This window comes from Lysinibacillus sp. KCTC 33748 (assembly GCF_002237755.1).
GTDB lineage: Bacteria > Bacillota > Bacilli > Bacillales_A > Planococcaceae > Lysinibacillus.
The window spans coordinates 196,093-210,206 of sequence record NZ_MWSJ01000004.1; the positions used below are offsets into that span (position 1 = coordinate 196,093).

Annotated in this window: 14 protein-coding genes and 2 riboswitches; of the genes, 11 read left to right on the forward strand and 3 right to left on the reverse strand. The window is 37.5% G+C overall.

Going from position 1 to position 14,114, the window contains the following annotated elements; translation table 11 throughout:
• Positions 1 to 57: 57 nt before the first annotated feature.
• The gene (locus B1B04_RS08850) at positions 58 to 489 is read right to left on the reverse strand and encodes a DUF4181 domain-containing protein (protein ID WP_079561088.1); all 432 of its coding nucleotides are present in this window, start codon (positions 487 to 489) and stop codon (positions 58 to 60) included.
• A gap of 526 nt (positions 490 to 1,015) precedes the next feature.
• On the opposite strand from B1B04_RS08850, the gene B1B04_RS08855 reads away from it, so the two are divergent.
• The 5 genes from B1B04_RS08855 to B1B04_RS25600 all read left to right on the forward strand — a co-directional run bounded on the left by B1B04_RS08855 (position 1,016) and on the right by B1B04_RS25600 (position 4,325).
• Positions 1,016 to 2,485 (forward strand): amidase family protein, encoded by a 1,470-nt coding sequence (locus B1B04_RS08855; RefSeq protein ID WP_079561089.1) that lies wholly within the window; start codon positions 1,016 to 1,018, stop codon positions 2,483 to 2,485.
• A gap of 56 nt (positions 2,486 to 2,541) precedes the next feature.
• Positions 2,542 to 2,778, forward strand: coding sequence for a YfzA family protein (locus B1B04_RS08860; protein ID WP_079561090.1), 237 nt, complete (start codon positions 2,542 to 2,544; stop codon positions 2,776 to 2,778).
• 316 nt (positions 2,779 to 3,094) lie between these two features.
• Entirely contained in the window at positions 3,095 to 3,397 is a 303-nt protein-coding gene (locus tag B1B04_RS08865; protein ID WP_079561091.1) for a hypothetical protein, read from the forward strand.
• Between the two features lie 245 nt (positions 3,398 to 3,642).
• A complete protein-coding gene (locus tag B1B04_RS26115; protein ID WP_079561092.1) occupies positions 3,643 to 3,885 on the forward strand; it encodes a hypothetical protein in 243 nt (80 codons plus the stop codon).
• Between the two features lie 17 nt (positions 3,886 to 3,902).
• Positions 3,903 to 4,325, forward strand: a complete 423-nt coding sequence (locus tag B1B04_RS25600; protein WP_346426987.1) for a phage terminase large subunit family protein — start codon at positions 3,903 to 3,905, stop codon at positions 4,323 to 4,325.
• Positions 4,326 to 4,731: 406 nt separating this feature from the next.
• Here B1B04_RS25600 and B1B04_RS08880 read toward each other — a convergent pair whose 3' ends face one another.
• On the reverse strand, positions 4,732 to 4,839 hold the full coding sequence (locus B1B04_RS08880) for a YjcZ family sporulation protein (RefSeq protein ID WP_079561094.1): 108 nt from the start codon (positions 4,837 to 4,839) through the stop codon (positions 4,732 to 4,734).
• Between the two features lie 263 nt (positions 4,840 to 5,102).
• Between B1B04_RS08880 and B1B04_RS08885 the strand changes: the two genes are divergently transcribed.
• Together B1B04_RS08885 and B1B04_RS08890 are read left to right on the forward strand one after the other, a co-directional pair.
• Positions 5,103 to 5,615, forward strand: a complete 513-nt coding sequence (locus B1B04_RS08885; protein WP_079561095.1) for a hypothetical protein — start codon at positions 5,103 to 5,105, stop codon at positions 5,613 to 5,615.
• Positions 5,616 to 5,969: 354 nt separating this feature from the next.
• Positions 5,970 to 6,153, forward strand: a riboswitch (cobalamin riboswitch).
• Between the two features lie 248 nt (positions 6,154 to 6,401).
• Positions 6,402 to 7,166, forward strand: coding sequence for a hypothetical protein (locus B1B04_RS08890; protein ID WP_240518249.1), 765 nt, complete (start codon positions 6,402 to 6,404; stop codon positions 7,164 to 7,166).
• Between the two features lie 320 nt (positions 7,167 to 7,486).
• Here B1B04_RS08890 and B1B04_RS08900 read toward each other — a convergent pair whose 3' ends face one another.
• A complete protein-coding gene (locus tag B1B04_RS08900; protein ID WP_079561098.1) occupies positions 7,487 to 9,427 on the reverse strand; it encodes an elongation factor G in 1,941 nt (646 codons plus the stop codon).
• A 140-nt stretch (positions 9,428 to 9,567) separates the two neighbouring features.
• Positions 9,568 to 9,754: riboswitch (cobalamin riboswitch) on the forward strand.
• Positions 9,755 to 9,923: 169 nt separating this feature from the next.
• Here B1B04_RS08900 and B1B04_RS08905 point away from each other — a divergent pair.
• From B1B04_RS08905 to B1B04_RS08920, 4 genes are all read left to right on the forward strand, one after another.
• A complete protein-coding gene (locus B1B04_RS08905; protein ID WP_079561099.1) occupies positions 9,924 to 10,919 on the forward strand; it encodes an ABC transporter substrate-binding protein in 996 nt (331 codons plus the stop codon).
• Between the two features lie 61 nt (positions 10,920 to 10,980).
• Positions 10,981 to 11,646: a precorrin-3B methylase gene (locus tag B1B04_RS08910; RefSeq protein WP_079561100.1), complete on the forward strand. Its 666-nt coding sequence runs from the start codon at positions 10,981 to 10,983 to the stop codon at positions 11,644 to 11,646.
• 33 nt (positions 11,647 to 11,679) lie between these two features.
• The gene (locus B1B04_RS26655) at positions 11,680 to 11,937 is read left to right on the forward strand and encodes a PfkB family carbohydrate kinase (RefSeq protein WP_205756636.1); all 258 of its coding nucleotides are present in this window, start codon (positions 11,680 to 11,682) and stop codon (positions 11,935 to 11,937) included.
• Between the two features lie 187 nt (positions 11,938 to 12,124).
• Positions 12,125 to 14,113 (forward strand): S9 family peptidase, encoded by a 1,989-nt coding sequence (locus tag B1B04_RS08920; protein ID WP_079561102.1) that lies wholly within the window; start codon positions 12,125 to 12,127, stop codon positions 14,111 to 14,113.
• Position 14,114: the final 1 nt, after the last annotated feature.

Here is a 14,114-nt window from a genome sequence, read left to right on the forward strand (position 1 = left end):
TTTTGCAGGGATAGATTATCTGCGAAATAGCCTTGTTTGTTTTCAATTTCTTCCGAATTAACTATTAAATAAGCCAAAAAAATCAGTCTTTATCGTCAAAAATACTATGCTAATCATAAACATCATTTCTGCAATAGTAGCAACAGCATCTTTTTTATTTTCCACGTATTTCCATTCCATAAATGCTCGTAACATTTCAGAGGTTACTAAAAAGACAATTATGATAAACCATAACTCAAAATACCAAGTAATTCTAACATTATCATTGTTAAATTTATAATACGAACTAATAAATACTAGACTCAAATAAATTATTCGTACTGATAAATCTAGTTTTTTATGTCTTTCGTTAACGTAATCATAAGAAAACCATTTCTTTCTCTCGACACCTAGCAACTTTCTAATGACAAATCCAAAAATACTAATAATTAAAAGTAATACCATTAGAAAAAGTATTAGAGTTCCTAAATCAAAATTAATAATATTCATTTCGTTCACCTCTTAAGCCTGCTTTTTATTTCTAAAAGAATAAGATGATAGCTAATCTTGTTATACAGGCATGTGTGAAACGATAACATTACAAATGTTGCTTAATAGGTCCAGATTACTTAAGCGTTCTTCTTGCCTGAATAATTAATGAAATTCCTATAATACATAGACTCGCTGATAAAAAATGAAGAGTAATATTCCATCCTTCACTTAGTTTTTGAAAATATTTGATATATAAAGACACACCATATATACACATTAAGGCACCCCAAATATATCTAAGCATCATCTATGATTCCCATCCCGTCCTTTTTATAAAATAACTGGAAATTGTATCGTTATTCAGAGTGTAGCACAGTAAATAATTATTTGGTAGTTAATTGGATAATAGGAAACGAATGGACTAGCTCGTTGTTAAATACGAACAAATGAGAGCATTATGTTTAAAACACTAAAGTAGGAATAATATTTTGAGGATAATTTGATTTATTTGGTATAATTTAGAAATGAAGGGTGGGGAACTTGAATGGAGATAAAGTTTAAAAGCTTTCTGAGAGAAGAATTGTCAGTAATTGATATTCAGATAGCTATGGAACATGGTGAGATCACATCAAAAGAATTAACTATGTATTATTTACACAGGATTGCTAAGTATGATCAAGATGGACAGAGGATTAATTCCATGCTTGAAATTAATCCTGAAGCGATTTTTATTGCTGAGGCATTAGATGAAGAAAGACAAGCAAAAGGGGCTAGAGGGCCTCTACACGGAATTCCGGTTGTTTTAAAAGACAATATCGAAACGAAAGATTTTATGCATACTAGTGCAGGCGTAACAGCATTAGAAAACTATGTAGCTGAGCAGGATGCATTTCTAGTGAAAAAACTCCGTGAAGCGGGGGCTGTTATTTTAGGGAAAGCAAACATGACTGAATTAGCAAACGGTATGTCGAGTACAATGTGGGCAGGGTATAGTTCTCGAGGTGGACAAACACTTAATCCTTATGGTGATCCAGAACTTTTTGTAGGAGGATCCAGTTCGGGGTCGGCAGTAGCAGTGGCATCGAATTTTGCTGTTTTATCAATTGGAACTGAAACGGACGCCTCGATTTTAAGTCCCGCTATTCAAAATTCAGTAGTTGGTATAAAACCGACTGTTGGGTTAATTAGCCGTAGAGGTCTTATCCCTTTTACATACAGTCAAGACACAGCAGGGCCAATGGCAAGAACGGTTACAGATGCAGCTATTTTATTGGGCGTATTAACAGGAGTAGATAAAGACGACGTATCTACATATAAAAGTGAAAGAAGGATTCATCAAGACTACTCAATCTTTTTAGATGGTACAGGATTAAAGGGTGCTAGAATCGGGGTTTATACGAATGCCTCCACAACTTATTATGAGTCAGAGGAATATGATGAAACCCTTTTTAATAACGTAATTCATGTTTTAAGGGAGCAAGGAGCCGTTATTATAGAAGACATCGATATTCCTTCTTTTCATAGAGACTGGAAATGGGGAGTACCGCAACATGAACTAAAGCATAGTTTAAATAATTTCCTTGTAAATTTACCTTCGCACATGCCAGTACATTCTCTCTCTGATTTAATCCAATTTAATAAATGTTCACAAGAAAAAACGTTGAAATATGGGCAGGACAAATTGGAAATGAGAGATAATTTACCGAACACGTTAAGAGATCCTGACTATCTAAATGCAAAACTAGAGGACTTGTATTTTTCTCAAGAACAAGGAATCGATTATACATTAAAAAAATATAATTTAGATGCGATAATGTTTCCATCATATATAGGCTCGACAATTAGCGCGAAAGCCGGATATCCGTCTATTGCCGTCCCTGCAGGCTATATGAAAAATGGCAGACCATTTGGCATAACTTTCGCAGGCACTGCATTTAGTGAGGATATTTTAATAAAACTCGCATTTTCATATGAACAAGCAAGTAAATTACGAAAACCGCCGGAGTTGTATTAAGATTCTCTGGGCAAATACGAAACTGTTTTAAGTATAACAATTAGAGGGGAATAAACTTGGTAAATGAACAAAAAAATACAATTCCATTTTGGAAAAAATCATGGGTAGCCCTTATTGGTTCATTCTTATTGTCACAGATATTATTTATATCATTTGAAGTAACAGGGTGGATACCTAATTTGAAAGACATTGATGGCACTCTATTCGGAAGAATTGCAGAATCACCAATTTTCATTGAGTGGTTTGCTTTCTATGACACATTACACTTTAATTTATTTACGGTCTTTTTTTGAATAGTACTTCTTGTGCCTGGAATAATAGGTGCAATAATAGATATTTTTTCACCTAGGTATACATAAGGCAAGAAGGTACAATTCAACAACAGGACGTATCAATCGCATTACAAGTCGCGAGTGCAATTGGTTCGTTAAGTTCTCGTGTATACGCAAACGTTAAACGAGCAGTACAACAAGGGCATGAAACAGAGTAAATTGAATATAACGCAATATTTACGCAAGGCATGACGTTTTTTTAATCAAACGTTGTGCCTTTTTATATGTAAAAAATGTTTTGATTAGTTTATATTTAACATAAAGGAGGGTGATAAAGGTGATTAATGGACAAAACGTAACAAGTATTATTGAAAAAATGAAAAAGTTGCATATAAATGATCCTTCCATTACGATTTATTGGGATCAATTGATTTTAGAATTTAATGACGTGAACGATACTATACGTTTTTTAGACGATTGCACAGAAGAAGAAATTGGTTGGTTATCATCGGTTTTCGATGATTTGGCCTTTAAATTTCAGAGTAAGGAATATGCAGAATGTCTTAAAAGACTAGATGAAAAATATCCGGATAATGTGTTATCCAATTTGGTTGAATTAGCAGAATCGTGTATCGATTAATACCGTGCTCTTAAAAAGAGTTGCGGTTTTTATTACTAATCGGGTTTTACGCTCGCACCAGGACGCATGAATATTACTCAAAAAAACCGTAGAGGCTAATAGGATCGTCATAACGTTTTTAAGCAGTTCCTGGTAAATCCAGAGTCGATTGAATAGTCTTCGCCTTTCGGATTAAACACCGTTACTATCACAAGTCTAGGTGATGTCGTAATGTTTAGAAGAGAGTAATTTCGACAGGTAATGCAGTGTTTAATCAAACTAAAGTATTAAACAGATTATCCTATACAAAAGAGCCAATTCCTAAGAATGAGGTACGTGAGAAGCTACCTGAGAGCATTCGACAATGGGCTAGTAAGGGTATTGTATTGTTTGATTCGCCACAAGTGGGCAAAAAATATTACTTTGGTGTGGATACTGCATCAGGGAGTGGGGAAATGCCGATTCATCTACTATTGTTGGATTTGATGAAGGTGGGCAGCAAGTATTAACGTTTGAATCAAATAAGATTGCAGTTTATGATTTTTCGGAGTTAATTGACGTTCTTGGACGTTGGTATAACTACGCTTTTTTAGTTGTCGAGAAAAATAGTTACGGCTTATCTGTAATCGAAAGGTTACGCAAAGAATGTGGATATGAAAATATGTATAAGCAAAAGATTTTTGATGAACGTGGTAAGAAAAAGTTACAACTAGGTTACATGACTACAGATAAAACAAAGGCAATCATGATAAGTGATTTTAAAGAGTCGTTTGAGAAAGGTTTAATCAATATTGAATGTAACCATACATTACAGCAGATGCAAATGTTTGTAGAGACAAATGGACAATTAGGTAATAAGCGAGGTAATACTGAAAAGAATCACGATGATCTAGTTATTGCTGGAGCATTAGCCGTACAAGGAATGAAGACGAATAAGTGGTACATATAGCAGAATAATATTAATAACAATCATTTCCTATTAACGCTATGATTAATGTGAAAGGTGGTATTGATATGAAATTTGATTATGGAACAAGTCATTTAACTGGACAACAACAGGCAATTATTAATCAGAGAAAAAGAAATGATAAGATATTGAGAGAAGAAAGCATTAAGAAAAAAGAAGCATAAAAAGAAGAAACTAAAGTTGAAGAAGTGAAAAAGGAAATAGAATAGACTTCATTCATAAAGGTCACATCAACGAGGTGTGGCTTTTTATTATACCTCAGGAGGTTGAGTATGAAATTTAAAAGGATCACCCGGAGGATAGCGATCCTTAGTAAAGTTTTGAAGGTGTAAGGTTTAAAAAAGTATTCCCTTACAACAGTTATGAGCATTATAGGTGGTAATTAGTATTAATAACCTTTCATCATGAAAGTAGCACCGACAATAATCAAAAGAATGAATAGAACTACGATTAGCGCAAATGCTGAACCAGTTCCACTTCCGTAATATTCAGACATAGTATCACCTCCTCTCTATAATTTATTATATGTACAGTTGTTAAAAGGAATTGTGATATTTGTCTTACTTATACGAGATTAAAGCCCGTGCTTCACATATTATGACTAATATAATGAGAATGATTGTTGATTAAAAAGTATTTGATTTCATTTGCATATTAAATCATAAAGGAGAATGATGAAGTGAATTTTGGTTATTACCCAAATTGGACTGCAGATACTCAAAATGCTTTTGCTCAAGTACCTGGTGAAGGTGATTTCCGATGATGCCAAGTAGAATGCCAGGAGGAATGCCAGGAGGAACGCCAGGAGGAATGCCAGGAAGATTCCCAGGAGGAATGCCAGGAGGATTCCCAGGAGGAATGCCAGGAAGATTCCCAGGAGGAATGCCAGGAGGAATGCCAGGAAGATTCCCAGGAGGAATGCCAGGAAGATTCCCAGGAAGGTTCCCAAGAGTAATACCGATAGTAATACCAGTACCAGTACCAGTACCAGGAGGAGGAGTCTATCCAGTACCAGGAAGTGGATATCCAACATCACCACCACCTCAATATACGCCTCAAAAGCCTCAAGGATTTAATTACCAAATAGATTCGGGCGTTATGTCAAATTGCCTTTATAAATATACGTATGTTTGGATGACCGATGGAAGTGAATTTTGGTATTTTCCAACTAATTTAGGAGCTAACTCTGTAGGGGGTTATTATTATGATGGATATCAGTGGGTTTATTTTGCCATAGATACACAGTATATTGATGCAGCTGTTTGTAGTTAGAAATTTAAACATGAGTTGTTTAATAAAAACCAAAGTAAATGAATGTAGTATGAAGTTTTAATAAGAATTATTATTATTAGTGATGCATCTCAATTGAGGTGCTTTTTATTATGCCTTGAGAGGTTGAGTATGAAATTGAAAGAGGAAAATTTAAAAGGATCACCCGGAGGATAGCGACCCTTAGTAAAGTTTTGGAGGGAGGGGGAATCTTCCCTCTTTTTTTATTTGTAAAAATTTGTAGAAAAGTGAAAAGTTACTTTAAAACTAACATTAATTGACTTTTAATCCACACGCCTTTACAATTGATTTTAATAATCTATAAGGAATGTGGAGTATTTTAAATATCTCACAACTGAATAGCGTGGAGTAATAGGTGTAAATTGCGTGCAATTTACTTAAAAGGGAAGTCGGTGCAATTCCGACACTGTCCCGCAACTGTAAATGTGAGCGACTTTTCGTATACCACTGTTTAACGACGGGAAGGGGAAAAGTAGCGATGATCATGAGTCAGGATACCTGCCTATTATGAGTACACACCATAACCCTACGAGGAATAGGAGGTGGCATGTTGACAAAACAGAATGCTCTGTTCGTCACCGTACGTCAAACACCCAAAATAAAAGAAGGTAATCGCTTTCAAGGCAATTCTTTTATGGTTGGGTATAATTTGACATTATGTGATGAATGAAAAAGATAGAATGAAGGATTTCCTCTAGTTGTAGGAAATCCTTTTTTTATGTAAAAGAAGACTTCCGTTTTGAAAAATATGTACGAAAAGAGGATGCAATGATGACGAATATTCATGTAAGTACAGCACAGGAATCGCAATATGTAGAAATGAAAATTTGTAAGCAGCCACGCACTGAAGTTGCCAAGAAAGTTACAACAAGAATGGTTGTAGAATCCCTTGTCGATCAATTAATAGATAGCAATCTTATTAGTAATGAACGATTGTTTGATCAAATTTTATATAACCAAGATATTATTTGGATTCAAAATGAAAATTTTAATGGCCACCTTTTTGCAAAAGCGAATATTACGGATCAGCTTAAAACAAAAACAAATGATTTTATGATGTATATGCCGACAAATCCAATTGTGTACGATGTGAATGGTGAACATTATCAATTAATTACACGTATCGATTCGACTCGTGCAAAACCAAATTTAGAGCGACTTTCCCAAGCCCCAAAGGCAATACTAAGTGCCGCTCGGGTCAATGATTTATTGTGCTCGATAGTGATGCGCTTTTATGAAGTATATTTAGAGGATTTATCACGAGTAGTTCATAAAAATAAACAACTGATCAATTTTGTAGAGCGAGAGTATCATCAATTTCTAAATGCTGTAAAGGAACTAAATGATAATCGTTTAAACTGGCACCCACGTGGAAAAGGTCATGAACTATTGCTTGAACTGATTGATAATTTGCAAATTTTGAAAAGTCGCCCTGGCAAAGTTTTAATGGATTTCTCACATTCCCATAGCTATGTTGTCGTGGAATCTTCATATCCTATTTATAAACAGAGGCAGAAAACGATACAAGCTTAGAAAATTAAAAATGTGCGGGATGGATCTCAATGCACTCAGGAGAAAGGTATATGCCTGGCAAGGTAGTAGAAGGGAGTTGTCAGTATAGGATAGATACCCGCGGAAGGAAGGCAAATTCTCGCGTGAGGCAAGAATACCCGCGGAAGGAAGGCGAATACCCGCGGAAGCAGGTCAAATACCCGCGGAAGGAAGGTGAATACCCGCGGAAGCAGGTCAAATACCCGCGCGAAGCAAGATAACCCACATAAGCATAGTAACTCTCCGCGAAACATAAGAAAACAGGACATTGATCTAACAAATCATGTCCTGTTTTTATGAATTTAGTCAATACAATGCATCGCTGCTTGTGCCTCGTGCCATGGAACGGAGTAGCCTTTGCCTTTTGCACAAAAAATACTAGAGGATGTATAGTCGGGATCGGCGTTTTTATCGTAGTTGATTTGTGCAATAATGTCTTCTGTATTGTGACACATATCGTAGCCATCAAATTGTAGGGAAAGTACGCCCTTCCCATTGGTGTAAGCGGCAAAGGTTGTACTGTAGCTCATAAATGTTGAGACAGGGGCTCGGCCGGTTACAATCGCATCATGTTCAGTTATTATTGGTGTGTCAAATGTACCGGCAACTTGCTGAATGTCGGTCATCATGCGGCCGATGAAATCACTAGGAGCTTTAAGTTTAAAGCGGTAGTACGGTTCTAGTAATACATTTTCTGCTTGTTCGAGCCCTTGTCGTAATGCACGGAATGTTGCTTCACGGAAATCGCCACCTTCAGTATGTTTATTATGTGCGCGTCCTGTTAAGAGTGTGAAGCGAATATCTGTAACTGGAAAACCGGTTAAGAGACCATGGTGATCGCGCTCGAATAAATGTTTTTCAATGAGTCGTTGATGTCCAATTGATAAATCATCGGCATGGCATGCATTGATAAATGTATTGCCGGTGCCGCGAGTATTTGGCTCCATCAATAAATGGACTTCTGCGTAATGCTTTAAGGGCTCGAAATGGCCGTAACCTGTCACCGTTGTGGCGATCGTTTCCATATATAAAATCTGTGGTTCGCTAAATGAAATATCTAGCGAGAATCGATCATGAAGCACTTCGATAAGAACCTCGAGTTGGATGACACCCATAATATGTACATGAATTTCTTGAAATTTTTCATGCCATAGCACACGTAATGAAGGTTCTTCTGCTTCAAGAATACGGAAAGTTTTTAACACGTCCTTTATATGCTGAGCGCCTTCATAATGTACTTTTGCCTGTAAAGTTGGTACTAACTCAAAGGGCTGAGAATTACTCGAACAACCAATGATATCGCCGATGTTTGCTTGACTAATCCCTTTTACTGCGAAAATCTCCCCAGCCTCTACCTCTTGAGAAGTTTCATACCGGCTGCCATTGTATAGTCGAATCTCGGTCACTTTTTCAGTCACGTCTCCAAATGAAAGTTCATCACGGACATGTAACGTTCCTTGCAAAGCTTTGATAAAAGTTAAGCGTTGATGTCCATCATGACGAATTTTAAACACCTCACCTTGAAACGGAGCATTGTTATTAAATTGTGTCTCTGTTAGGAGGGGGAACTGTGTTAGGAATTCCTTTATTCCACTATCTTTTAAGGCAGAGCCAGAAAAGCACAAAAAGGCCTTTTCCTGTTTAATCATCTGAGATAAATGAATAAGGCAGCTAGAGCTATCTAATGTTTCATTGAGAAAAGCATCGAGAAGATGTTCATCACGTTCGGCAAGCCACTCCATTATGTCGTTTGAAACATAGTCGGAACAGAGCGGTTCGTCTACGAATAGAACATCTGCAGAGCAATCCTTTTGAAGCGCAGCCATTACGGCTTCAACATTTGCTCCTTCACGATCAATTTTGTTAATAAAAAAGAAGGTTGGAACGTGATATTGGCGTAAAAGTTGCCACACTGTTTCAGTATGACCTTGTATTCCTTCGACAGCACTAACAATAATGATGGCATAATCCATAACCCGAATGGCACGCTCCATCTCTGGAGAAAAATCGACGTGCCCAGGTGTATCGATTAACGTATATGTATCATTTCCAAGCGTCATGCGGCCTTGCTCCGCAAAAATTGTAATGCCTCGCTGACGCTCCAGCTCATGATTATCTAGAAATGTGTCCTGGTGATCCACTCGTCCACGGGCTTGAATACTGTTTGTATGAAATAGTAACTGCTCAGAAAATGTTGTTTTACCGGCATCCACGTGAGCAAGTACTCCAATTGTTACATGCATAAAAAGATCCTCGTTTCTATTCATTCATTTAACAACATTGTAACAGAATTGGTATAAAAAATATTTCATATAGTGTTTATGTCGCAATAGTGTTAATATATGTATGATTGTGAATCTACTGTCAATCAATATATTCAACAAAATAAAAACGACGTATTGGTGTAAATGACCTTTGTTATTTGCTTAAAAGGGAAATCGGTGCAAATCCGATGCTGTCCCGCAACTGTAAATGGGGAGTCTATACAAGATGCCACTGTAGCCACGCTATGGGAAGGCGTATAGATGATGAACCTAAGCCAGGATACCTGCCAATATTTATTTATTACTGAATCCACGAGGATGGGGATAGTGAACAGGTTGAAAAACCTTTCTTTTGCTATGCTAACCTCTTGGAAACAAGGGGGTTTTTTTATGCCCTTTTCTAGAATCGCTACCAGGTAGCAAAGGAGTCTAAACGATTTCTTACTATATATTTAACATCAAAGGAGAAGAGGACATGAAGAAATGGAAAAGCTTATGGCTAGTCTTTGCGATCGCATTGGTAGCTATATTGGGTGCATGTAGTGAAAAGGACAAACAAGAATCTGCTACACAAGCTGAGAAGGTAGAGCCTTCACAAGCTGAAAAGTCAGACATAACGATAGAAAATAATGGAACGACGCAAGTATATAAGGAAGCCCCCAAAAAAGCGATTAGCTTAAATCAGCACGTGACAGAAATTATGTTGGCTTTAGAGCTAGAAGATTCAATGGTAGGGACGGCGTACTTAGATGACAAAATTTATGAGCCCCTACAAGCGGCCTACGATAAAGTGCCTGTGTTAGCAAAACAGTATCCTACAAAAGAGCAGGTTATTGATGCAGAAGTAGATTTTTTATTTGGTGGTTGGAAAAGCGCCTTTGGAGAGAAAGGTGTTGGTACACAAGAAGAGCTTGAAACATTAGGCATTCACACTTATTTACATACAGCCTCAATCATGACGAAACCAACTTTAGACGATATTTTCGCAGATATTCGAAATATCGCAAAAATTTTCCGTGTTGAAGATCATGGAGAAGCACTAATAGAAAAAATGACAAAGGATGTAGAGGATATCCGTGCAAAATTACCGCAAGATGGAGAAGACCTGCCTGTTCTAGTGTTTGATAGTGGTGATAAAGAAGTCTTCACTGCAGGACAAAACATTATGAATGAACTTGTTACGATGGCCGGCGGTAAAAATATTTTTGGTGATATAGAATCAGGCTGGACTACGGTGTCCAAAGAAGATGCGGTAGAACGTAATCCAGCAGTCGTAGTTGTCATAGATTACGGAGAAACATCAGCGAAAGCAAAAATAAATTTTTTGAAAAATGATCCAGCCTTGAAGGAAATGGAAGCGGTCAAAAACGAACGCTTTGTGATCCTACCACTTTCTGCCGCGTCTGAAGGAGTACGTGCTGCAGAAGCCATTCAAATTTTGGCGAAAGGCTTCTATCCTGAGAACTTTTAAGCTATCCAATAAATTGGGGGCTAGCAATTGGCTAGCTCCTTTTTCATAAGGAGAAGTATTTATGAATGCATTCCGTTCGAATATACCGGACAAAACCTTCGAAAAGTTAAACAATAATGGGGATTTTACTCGCCTTGCCGTAAGCCCAGGCATTATTAATAAACATTATACCCCTGCACAATTCCAAACAATGGCAAAGGTTATAGGGGAAACTGGTGCCATAAAATACTCTGCCTCTTACAGCATATTATTATCTATCTCAACAGTAGAAGTTGAAAAGAAGATTGAGGAGCTAGAAGATGCTGGCCTTTACGTGGCAAAGCAAGGGCCAATTGTAGCGATGAAAGCGTGTGATTTTTGTGATGGTGACAAGATGGAGGCAGCACCAATTACAGAAAAGCTATATCATTCATTAGAAGGAATCACTGTCCCTACAAGGTTACGTGTAAACGTCAATGGCTGTGCCTCCGCCTGTTATAATGCGGTATATGATGATATTGGGCTTGTTTATCAAAAGGATAGCTTTGATGTCTATTTAGGAGCAGTACCGATGGGAGCGAATGCAACAGCCGGGACACTCTTTGCGAAAAAGGTAGGAGTAGAGCTTATTGAAGGCTTTTTAAAGCAAATCATTGAACTTTATAAGGAACATGCTCGTCCGAATGAACCTTTTTATAAATTTCATCGCAGAACAAATTCTGCTGATTATTGGAAAGATTTAAGCTGACTCATTATCGTAATGTGGGCTCGTAGCGGCTGATTGCGTCTGCTGATCGTTACACTTGGATCAAAAGGCTCTTTTTATATGAATCATGAAGAAAGTGGGTGGGTTCCAGCGTTGAGCGTTGACACAATAGATACAACTGGTGCCGGAGATGCATTTAATGGCGCTTTGGCAGTAGGACTATGCCGGGGAGATTCGCTTCGAAGTTCGATCGATTTTGCCACGAAAGTTGCCGCTTATGTCGTTACACAAATGGGGGCACAACCGTCAATCCCGGATTCACTCTTGAAATAAATGATAGCCGTAGCTCTTTGTAATTATTACGAAGCAGCTACGTTTTTTTATAAGTAAGTCATTAGTTGATATTCGAAATCCTCTTTAGGATAAAAAACAATTTCTCCAAAAAAGCAGGAATAATACTTAGTGTATCGAAATATTGTACTAAGTAACCAAATTTTCATACAAAGGGGATAGGGAAGTTATGACATTGAAACAAGGGATAAAACCAGAAGATTTATATGAATTAAAAGCAGTGGCAGATCCACAAGTATCACCTGATGGAACAGAAGTGGTGTATGTACAGACTCATATTGATGAGAAGAAAAAGGACTATGTATCTAATTTATTTTACATAAACTTGAATGATAAAAAACCGCAACAATGGACATTTGGGGAAGATAAAACGCATTCACCTGTTTGGTCTCCGGATGGCAGTAAAATCGCGTTTGTGTCATCGAGAAATGGCAAGCCACAAATTTTTGTTCTTTCTAAAGCAGGCGGGGAAGCGAAACAAGTTACGAATTGTAAAAATGGTGTGACATCGCCTACTTGGTCTCCTTGTGGAGAGAAAATCGCCTTCTCTGTACAGCTTGGTAAAGATGAAAACATTGATGATAAAGTTGAGAACAATCAAAAGGAAGAAAAAGAGCTAAAACCACTTGTAATAGATAAGATGAAACATAAATCAGATGGTGCTGGATTTATGGATATGGAGCAATTTTATCAAATTGCGATCGTTCATCTTGCATCAGGAGAATTAGAGCTACTGACGGAAGGGAAACATAATTTACAGCTTGGTACATGGTCACCGAATGGAAAATACCTTTCGTACATTGCGGACTTAACAGAGGATCTAGACTTTTCATTCATAAGTGATATTTACTTATTAGATTTAGAAACGAAACATGGTCGCAAGTTAACAGATGGGTCAGGGGTGTTCTACCAAACTTCATGGTCTCCGAACAGCCGCTTCATAGCTTATGTTGGAGGTGAAAGAGAATTTGAAAATGCAACACAACCAAAGCTATGGATTTATGATTTGGACAATGATAATCAGACATGTGTAACGAGTGAATTTGACGCGCCTGTCGGTGATTTTGCTATTGGTGATTTCCTTCAAGGTGTTGTTCCTCCGCGCGTTCAATGGTTAGAGGATAATAAAAGCTTTTACTTCCAATTGACAGATCAAGGAAATACATCGATTTATTTTGGCAATCTATCGGGAGAATTATATCCAGCTATTCATGATGATCAATATGTATATGGTTTTTCGCTTGATCCTAAAAATGATAGAGCGGTAGTCGCGATCGGCACGACTACAAATCCTGGGGATCTATTTTACGTAAATTTAAATACTGGTGAAAAAGAACAGCTTACTACAGTTAATGAAGAATTTTTAAAGACGCGAGCAGTATCTGTTCCAGAAGCAATTGAATTTGAAGGGGCAGATGGCTGGAAAGTTAACGGCTGGATGATGAAGCCTATTGGATATGAAGAAGGGGAGAAATATCCACTTATTCTAGAAATCCATGGTGGTCCGCATGCAATGTATGCTAACTGCTATTTTAACGAATTCCAAATCCTTGCTGCACAAGGCTTTGCGGTTTTGTATACGAATCCTCGCGGAAGCCATGGTTATGGTCAAAAATTTGTAGATGCAGTACGTGGTGATTACGGGGGCAACGATTATAATGATCTAATGGCTGCTGTTGATTATGCCTTGGAGCAATATGATTTTATTGACCAAAACCGTCTCGGCGTTACAGGTGGAAGCTATGGGGGCTTCATGACAAACTGGATTGTCGGACAGACAAATCGCTTTAAAGCAGCTGTTACGCAACGTTCCATATCTAACTGGATAAGCTTTTATGGCGTAAGTGATATCGGCTATTACTTTACAGACTGGCAAATTCAGGGGGGACTAAATGATATAGAGAAGCTATGGCAACATTCACCACTTAAGTATGTGGACAATGTGGAGACGCCACTTTTAATTTTACACAGCGAAAAAGATTATCGCTGTCCGATTGAACAAGCAGAGCAATTGTTTATCGCCTTAAAACATCGTAAAAAAGAAACGAAATTTGTGCGCTTCCCTGAAGCCAATCATGAACTTTCAAGAAGCGGAAAACCAACATTACGAATTAATCGACTAGAATATATTAGAGATTGGTTTGTGGACTATCTATAAG

Excerpts from the sequence above, each read along its gene's own strand:
- B1B04_RS08850 (WP_079561088.1), bottom strand. The coding sequence starts at position 489 with ATGAATATTATTAATTTTGATTTAGGAACTCTAATACTTTTTCTAATG.
- B1B04_RS08900 (WP_079561098.1), bottom strand. The coding sequence starts at position 9,427 with ATGCATGTAACAATTGGAGTACTTGCTCACGTGGATGCCGGTAAAACA.
- B1B04_RS08855 (WP_079561089.1), top strand. The coding sequence starts at position 1,016 with ATGGAGATAAAGTTTAAAAGCTTTCTGAGAGAAGAATTGTCAGTAATT.
- B1B04_RS08920 (WP_079561102.1), top strand. The coding sequence starts at position 12,125 with ATGACATTGAAACAAGGGATAAAACCAGAAGATTTATATGAATTAAAA.
- B1B04_RS08880 (WP_079561094.1), bottom strand. The coding sequence starts at position 4,839 with ATGTCTGAATATTACGGAAGTGGAACTGGTTCAGCATTTGCGCTAATC.
- B1B04_RS08910 (WP_079561100.1), top strand. The coding sequence starts at position 10,981 with ATGAATGCATTCCGTTCGAATATACCGGACAAAACCTTCGAAAAGTTA.
- B1B04_RS08885 (WP_079561095.1), top strand. The coding sequence starts at position 5,103 with ATGATGCCAAGTAGAATGCCAGGAGGAATGCCAGGAGGAACGCCAGGA.
- B1B04_RS08890 (WP_240518249.1), top strand. The coding sequence starts at position 6,402 with ATGATGACGAATATTCATGTAAGTACAGCACAGGAATCGCAATATGTA.
- B1B04_RS08905 (WP_079561099.1), top strand. The coding sequence starts at position 9,924 with ATGAAGAAATGGAAAAGCTTATGGCTAGTCTTTGCGATCGCATTGGTA.